This is a genomic window from Burkholderia sp. GbtcB21, from assembly GCF_019091065.1.
Classification (GTDB): Bacteria; Pseudomonadota; Gammaproteobacteria; order Burkholderiales; family Burkholderiaceae; genus Burkholderia; species Burkholderia pyrrocinia_C.
Genome location: NZ_JAGXKA010000008.1, coordinates 315,982 through 322,053, shown reverse-complemented (window position 1 = coordinate 322,053; position 6,072 = coordinate 315,982). Strand labels below are relative to the sequence as shown.

Sequence of the window (6,072 nt, the reverse complement as noted above, 5' to 3'; positions counted from 1 at the left end):
ATGGGCTCAATGTCGCGGTTAACTGGTGGTGGATCGAAGACAGCGCCAAATCCACTCACGCGCATTCCGTGTGATGCGACCAGGCTAATTCAGCACCGTAAGCGCCCGACATCAAGCTGCGCTCCGCGTCCGACCTACCCTGCGACGCGGAGCCAGCCTCAACCGGCGAGACGACGCGTCACGGCTCAGTGCCCGAACCAGATACCAATACGCGACCGCAATCGATACGTCCTCACGGGCGGCCCGGCTAACAACACGATCGGTTCCCGATGGCAACGTCACCTGCCCGTCCGTCTGCGGCCGACGCGCCGCTATCTCCGCTCCGTCTATCGACTGACCACGCTCGCCGCAATCTGCGCATCCTGCACCGCGACGCCAGTCAAATCCGCCAGGGTGATCTGCGCCCGATCGGCGTCGTTGCGGCCCCGACGCTTTTCGGCAAGCAGGACCCCTATTTCCACCAACTTATCCGTGTGAATGAGCCGCGCAGATAACGCGTGGGAAACTTCGCCATACTGACTGCACTGTGCGATGGAGTCGACCACGACGGCACCCGCCCGGGCAGCGATGCGCGGATCGAGCTCCTGCTTCCCAACAGCGTCGGCTCCCACGGCCGTGATGTGGGTGCCATCGCGAATCCACTCTGCTTGAAGCAGCGCTTCGCGTGAAGGTGTCACCGTGACGATCAGGTTCGCATTTCGCGCCACGTCCTCGGCCGTGGAATGAACCTGCACGGAAAACCCCTGCGCCGACATGTCGGCGGCAAATTGCAAACTGCGCTCCCGATTCCGTTCCCACACGTGCACCTCGCGGCACACCGTAACTGGTTTCAGATACTCCAGTTGCAAGCGGGCTTGGACGCCCGCGCCAATGATCCCGATGCCGCCAACCTGGTGCGGTGCGAGAAGACGCGCCGCTAGTTGTCCCGCGATCGCGGTGCGCACGCAAGTCAGCCAGCCTTCGTCCTGCAGCAATGCGAGGGGTTCGCCCGTCGTCGCCGAAAACAGCATGACCAGCCCGCTGTTGCTCGGCAGTCCCATCTCTGGATTGTTGTAAAACCCGGAAGATGCCTTGACCGCAAATGTCGCGGTGCCGTCGACATACGCCGACTTGATACAGCACTCGCCATTGACCGAAGCAAACTGAAAATGCTGGATTGGCGGCACCTGCGCCCCACCCCGCGAGTAAGCGATAAAACCTTGCTCGACCATTCGCACCGCACGTTCCATGTCAAAACGCGCAACGATTTCATCCTTGGTCCAGATTCTCATCGCACCGCCTCGATGAATTTATCCAGCATGATGTTCCGGCCGCAGATCACGACGGCAACCGCCCGTCCCTGATATTCCGGCGCACGCTTGAGCATCGCCGCCAGCGCGACGCCCGCGGCGCCCTCGACCATCCAGCCGTCGGTTTGCGCAATGAGCCGCATCGCCGCCTTGATTTCCTCTTCGGTCACCAGTTCGGTTCCCGTGATGATTTTCCGACTGATGTCGAACGTCACGGTATCCGGCTCAATGCCGCCCGATGTGCCATCAGAAATCGTGTCGGACTCTTCGGATTCGACGATCCTGCCCGCTTTCAGCGAGTGGTAAAGAGCCGCCGAATTTGCCGGCCAGCAGCCCACAATCTCCGTCGACGGATGCAATGTCCGGACGGCGGTGCCGACACCCGATATCAGCCCTCCACCGCCCACGGAAACGAAAATAGCGGAAAGGTCCATTCCGGCCTCACGGGCCTGCTCGTCGAGTTCGAGACCGATGGTTCCCTGCCCGGCGATGACGTCGATATCGTTGTACGGCGATATGAATGTAATCTGCTTGAGTTCCGCCTGACGACGGGCTTCAAGTTCGACACCTAGCGCCGTGTCGTCGATCGTGACAACGTTCGCACCGAATGCCCGGATCGCGTCGAGCTTGAGCGGCGACGCCGTGCTGGCCGCATAAACTGTCACAGGTACGCCGGCGAGTTTGCCGGCGAGGGCGACGCCCTGTCCATGATTTCCGCTCGATACCGTCAACACACCATTGCGACGTGCCAATGGATCGAGCAACCGCATCTTGTTCCATGCGCCGCGAAACTTGAACGACCCCGTGCGCTGTAGATGCTCACACTTCAAATAGACTTCGCAACCGGTCGAATTCGACAGCACGGGGCTGTACAAAAGCGGTGTCACCGCGACCAGCGGACGCATCGCGCGATGTGCGTCCTCGATCCTCGCGAATAAATCGTTCGTCACGGGTTCCCCCTTGTTTCGCCCTGCGGCGGTCGGGCACATCGGGTCAGTTCGCATCGGATGGACCGACACCCTTGTGCAATTTGGCGACGAATATGAAATCACCGAGATATCCGTCCATTATGGATAGCCTATTAATTCTAGGAAGCGAGCCGTCTCATTTAATGCGGACATACACGCATTGACACCCATACAAGCATCGTACGGAAGCAAATGCTTCACGTCGCCAGTATCGCTTGACCTCGATCAGCGTAAATAATCTTGACGCGCAATACACAAGCGAGCACTTATGCGGAATAACACATCCCACTCGCCTCGCAAACCGAAATAATTATTCAGAAAGGTGCATTCCAACGGTCTTTTCCCGCGGGGTTCTTGCGTGTGGATACGGCAATCACATCCGAACGATTGATATGAATAAACACTTATGCGTCGCAGTAAATGCACTAATCTTCTGTTTAAAGAGCAGAAGATTACGTTGAAACAATCAAGGCTCTTCCGATGGATCGGGCACGCCGTATCGGCGGATTGCCAGCGACCTGTCATGACCGTTTCCCACACGTATTACTGGGAGGTATCACCATGAAACTGTTGCGTCGCATGGCGTCTTCGTCACGTTCCCGTCGGAATGGCAGCCGCATCCTGTCAGACCGGGGGGCTGCCCGCATCGTGCGGGGGCGCAGTCACAACAAACTATTTGTCGTCGGCGTTGGCCTTCTGGGGACTTTGGCGTTCAATCTGCCGGCCGCCACCACTACCGGCACGATGGCCGTCACTGCGCCGGTTGACGCTACCTGCCAGATCTCGGCCACCCCGCTGACCTTCGGCGCCTACGCGGGCACGCAGACGGACGCCACCTCCACTCTCACGATCACCTGCAGCAACACTACGCCGTATAACGTCGGCCTCGATGCCGGGCTGACGCCCGGCGCGACGGTGACCAGCCGCGCGATGAGCATCACTGGCGCCAGCCTGCCCTACTCGCTGTTCCAGGATGCCGGGCGGACCACCAACTGGGGCAATACGGTCGGCACCGATACCGTGGCCGGCACTGGCTCAGGCAGCGCCCAGACACTGACCGTCTATGGCCGGGTGGCGGCGGGCCAGTTTGTCGCGCCAGGGGCGTACACCGATACGATCACCGCCACCGTCACCTATTGACTGATGGCGGCAAAGCTATATGGAGCGGTCGCGCGCGTCGCGACGTTCATCGCTCTTCTGCCAGGGCGCCGTCAGCGCGCAGTCGCTGACGGTGCTGCCCGTCACCATTCAGATGGCAGCGGGACGGATGGCCACCGCCCTGACGGTCATCAACCAGGGCGACAGCGAGACCGGCGTCTAGGTCCGCGCCTTCGCCTGGAATCAGCCTGATGGCAACGACCAGCTCACGAGTTCCGATGAGGTGCCGGCGAGTCCGCCGCTCGCCACGATCGCGCCGAGGGCCACCCATATCGTGCGCCTGGTGCTCCGCCTGCCGCCGCAGGGACGTGAGGCCACCTACCGCCTCCTGCTCGACCAGATCCCGCCGCCAGCCGCGCCGGGGACTGTGCGCATCGCGCTGCGCCTGTCCATTCCGGTCTTGGCCGAGCTGGCGATCCGGGTGGCCCCGCATGTGCAATTTCACATCGAGCGCGATACCGGGCAGGCCTGGCTCGTGGCGTTCAATGACGGTGGTCGCCACGAAGCGATCCGCGACATCGCGCTCACGACCAGCGAGGGCAGCGGGCTGCAGACCGAGGCTAACGTATCGCCGTACGTTCTCGCCGGCGCCACCTGCCGTTGGCGCATTGTCGCGCAGGCCCGCCTGCCGGTACCAGGTGGAACGGTGTGCCTTACCGCGCACGCGGACACCGGCGGTATCGTCGACCAGCCGGTGTCTATCGTTGCGGGTCCCTGATCGCCCGCGCGTGGCCGTCATGCGCCTGTGCCGTGCGACGATCGTCATACTCGTGCTGGCCATCATGCCGCGACCGACCGAAGCCGCCGAGCGGACACTGCTGCTGGCGGTGCAGGTCAATGGTCATTCCACCGGCAAGATCGGCGAATTCACGCTGTGCGACGGCGCGCTGATGGCACGGCGAGGAGAACTGCACGACCTCAGCTTCCGGGTGCCCGATTCCCTCGCGTCGGTGCCTGACGGTCCGATAGCCTTGTCCGACCTGCCTGGGTTGACCTGGCGCATCGATCAGACGAGCCAGACGCTGTACGTCACCGCTGCCAATGACCGCCCGCTGCCAGCGCTGCTGCATCCCGAAGGGAACTCCGGCGGCGGTGGGGCAGTCACGAGCGGCACGGGTGCAATGCTCAACTATGACATCAGCGGCACCGGCACCGATCGCCGGAATGTCGCCAGCGGGCTGCTCGACCTGCGGGCGTTCTCGCGCTGGGGGGCGTCAGCTCGGGACTGCTGGCCTATGCCGGCGGAGGTCCGGGCGGCCCCGGTACGGCGTCGGCGATACGCCTGGATTCGACCTATACGATGTTGGACCCCGATAAGATGCTCCGCTATCGCTTGGGCGACTTCCTCACGGGTGGCCTCGGCTGGACGCACCTAGTTCGCCTCGGGGGGCACTGGTCACCTTAGACTTCAGAATGCGGCCCGATCTCGTGACCTTTCCGTTGCCTATGGTGAGCGGCTCTGCCGCCGTCCCCTCCACGGTGGACGTGCTGGCCAACGGTACCAGGGTGTTCTCGCGGCAAGTCGAGGCGGGGCCCTTCGAGATCCCGCAACTGCCGATGGTGACGGAGGCCGGGACGATTTCGATGACGCTGACTAACGCGCTGGGCCAGCAGTTGGTCGCAACGCTGCCCTTCTATGCCAGCTCGGCGCCGCTTGCCCCGGGTCTGCATGCCTTCTCCATGCAAGCGGGCGCAGTGCGACGCAACTAGGGCCTGCTCAGCAACGACTACGGCAACTTTTCGGCCACCGCGACCTGGCGTCGCGGCCTGTCCACGGCGGTGACCGTCGAAGCCAGCGCCGTGGGCACCGCGGGAACGTTCATGGCGGGCGGCGGCCTCGTAGTGAATGTCGGCAATCTCGCCGTGCTCAACGCCGCCGCAGCGGCCAGCACCAGTTCCGGGCGCACCGGCACGCAGCTTTCCCGGTGTCCAGCGCCTCGGCACAGTGTTCAGCTTTGGCACCTCTGTCTCGGTGGCCGGCCACGACTTCCGGGACGTCGCGGCAACGAACGGCGACCCGGTTCCACGGTTGCGGCTCAACGCCAGCGTTTGGCCTGTCGCTGGGGCGGTTCGGCTCCGTGGTCGTCGCATATGCGGGAGTCGACCGTGACACCGCTCCGAGCGCGATCAGGCTGTACGTTCCAACGGGAAGTGAGCGGTACCCGATTCCAAGCACCATATCGTCACCAACGCCAACGGCACGCCGCTCGCCGCGATCCTGACCGGCGCAAATGTCAACGACGTCACGCAATTGCTGTCTCTGATCGACGCGATTCGGTAATCCCCCCGATTCGCGGATTGCGAGGCCATCCACTGAGAAGGCCGCGTGTGGTCTACGCCGATGTTGGTTTGCGACTCCGAGCGGCATCGACGAGCGTTGCGCGATCGTGGTATCGAGCCGGCGATCGCCAAGCGCCGTACCGAACATGGCAGCGGCCTTGGCAAGTATCGCTTGGTTGTTGAACGCAGGCATGCCTGGCTGCATCACTTCCGTCGCCTCCGTATTCGTTTCGAGCGCCGTGCTGAGATTCACGGCGCGTTCCTCAAACTCGGCTGCTGCTTGATCTGCTGGAACACCTTGCAGCGGACTCGGCAGTCTTTATGAAACCGTCTCTAAGCAGAATGATGCCCGTCAATACCCGGAAACAGGCCGAATT

Annotated in this window: 6 protein-coding genes and 2 pseudogenes; 6 read left to right on the top strand and 2 right to left on the bottom strand. The window is 62.6% G+C overall.

From position 1 onward, the window contains the following. Positions 1-326: 326 nt before the first annotated feature. Together KVT39_RS20455 and KVT39_RS20450 are read right to left on the bottom strand one after the other, a co-directional pair. Positions 327-1,271 (bottom strand): ornithine cyclodeaminase family protein, encoded by a 945-nt coding sequence (locus tag KVT39_RS20455; protein ID WP_217590071.1) that lies wholly within the window; start codon positions 1,269-1,271, stop codon positions 327-329. Next, on the bottom strand, positions 1,268-2,239 hold the full coding sequence (locus KVT39_RS20450; protein ID WP_368858931.1) for a threonine/serine dehydratase: 972 nt from the start codon (positions 2,237-2,239) through the stop codon (positions 1,268-1,270). The genes KVT39_RS20455 and KVT39_RS20450 overlap by 4 nt, the downstream gene beginning before the upstream one ends. 579 nt (positions 2,240-2,818) lie before the next feature. Between KVT39_RS20450 and KVT39_RS20445 the strand changes: the two genes are divergently transcribed. The 6 genes and pseudogenes from KVT39_RS20445 to KVT39_RS20420 form a co-directional block, all read left to right on the top strand. After that, on the top strand, positions 2,819-3,397 hold the full coding sequence (locus tag KVT39_RS20445) for a spore coat U domain-containing protein (RefSeq protein ID WP_217590069.1): 579 nt from the start codon (positions 2,819-2,821) through the stop codon (positions 3,395-3,397). 19 nt (positions 3,398-3,416) lie between these two features. Then, complete coding sequence (locus KVT39_RS20440; protein ID WP_217590068.1) at positions 3,417-3,578, top strand: hypothetical protein; 162 nt, start codon at positions 3,417-3,419, stop codon at positions 3,576-3,578. A gap of 33 nt (positions 3,579-3,611) precedes the next feature. Beyond that, positions 3,612-4,133, top strand: a pseudogene (locus KVT39_RS20435) (molecular chaperone); the annotation flags it as partial. 10 nt (positions 4,134-4,143) lie between these two features. Beyond that, positions 4,144-4,791: a hypothetical protein gene (locus tag KVT39_RS20430; RefSeq protein WP_217590066.1), complete on the top strand. Its 648-nt coding sequence runs from the start codon at positions 4,144-4,146 to the stop codon at positions 4,789-4,791. 37 nt (positions 4,792-4,828) lie between these two features. Continuing rightward, positions 4,829-5,125: a fimbria/pilus outer membrane usher protein gene (locus tag KVT39_RS20425; RefSeq protein WP_217590065.1), complete on the top strand. Its 297-nt coding sequence runs from the start codon at positions 4,829-4,831 to the stop codon at positions 5,123-5,125. A gap of 446 nt (positions 5,126-5,571) precedes the next feature. Beyond that, positions 5,572-6,020 (top strand): annotated as a pseudogene (locus tag KVT39_RS20420) (IS5 family transposase); the annotation flags it as partial. Positions 6,021-6,072 lie beyond the last annotated feature (52 nt).

Bases quoted from the DNA above. Each gene is read 5' to 3' on its own strand.
- KVT39_RS20455 (WP_217590071.1), bottom strand. From the start codon at position 1,271: ATGAGAATCTGGACCAAGGATGAAATCGTTGCGCGTTTTGACATGGAA.
- KVT39_RS20445 (WP_217590069.1), top strand. From the start codon at position 2,819: ATGAAACTGTTGCGTCGCATGGCGTCTTCGTCACGTTCCCGTCGGAAT.
- KVT39_RS20440 (WP_217590068.1), top strand. From the start codon at position 3,417: ATGGAGCGGTCGCGCGCGTCGCGACGTTCATCGCTCTTCTGCCAGGGC.
- KVT39_RS20425 (WP_217590065.1), top strand. From the start codon at position 4,829: ATGCGGCCCGATCTCGTGACCTTTCCGTTGCCTATGGTGAGCGGCTCT.